General features: G+C 43.0%; 1 pseudogene. It reads right to left on the bottom strand.

The annotated features are described in order from the left end of the window. Positions 1 to 172: 172 nt before the first annotated feature. Positions 173 to 640 (bottom strand): annotated as a pseudogene (locus ACFIO3_RS14935) (phage portal protein); the annotation flags it as partial.

The raw sequence follows: 640 nt of genomic DNA, 5'->3' as shown, positions 1-640 counted from the left end.
TTCACCCCACATAACGGCAAGACTCCCTCTCCACCCTGTTTTCCCCAACAGGGATAGTTCCATAAAACAGCTCTTCGAAGATAAAGGAAGACGACATTATGCTATGGAAATTGTATCGATAAGCAATTTCTGGTAGATGGGATTTATCAGAAGTCGCGCATGACAAAGCGTCCTATTGTTGAGCCTTTACTGTCTGCAACATCTGCATTATCTGCTCTGTTCCCACATTACCCCCCATCTGTGCTGAGGCATTTTGCTCTTCTTGGAGAGCGTTTTGCGCCTTTATAGCGATTTTATGAATGAGTGAAGCGGGTAAAGGCGAATAGCGTAAAAGATCGAGCATAATCTCTGGCGTTGCAAAATTTTGCATCAAAGGAAGCAATTGCATGATCAATGCAAAAGTACGCTCTTTTTCATTAAGACTTGTTGGCGCATCATCCACGACAATATCATATTCCAAACTTGTCACCATTTCGCGTGTCAGTGGAACATATTGAGCATTTTCATCCCCGGCAATACGGACCAACCGCCCATCGGAGAGATAATTTTGAATAAGATAGAGAATAATTTTTCCCTGTCGTTGCCGATATCGACGCAACCCATCAAAAAAGGAAGCCAAAAGATTAAGTGACGATTGTCG

This window comes from Bartonella sp. AD328YNZD, assembly GCF_042196425.1.
This window is presented reverse-complemented; position numbering and strand designations above follow the sequence as displayed.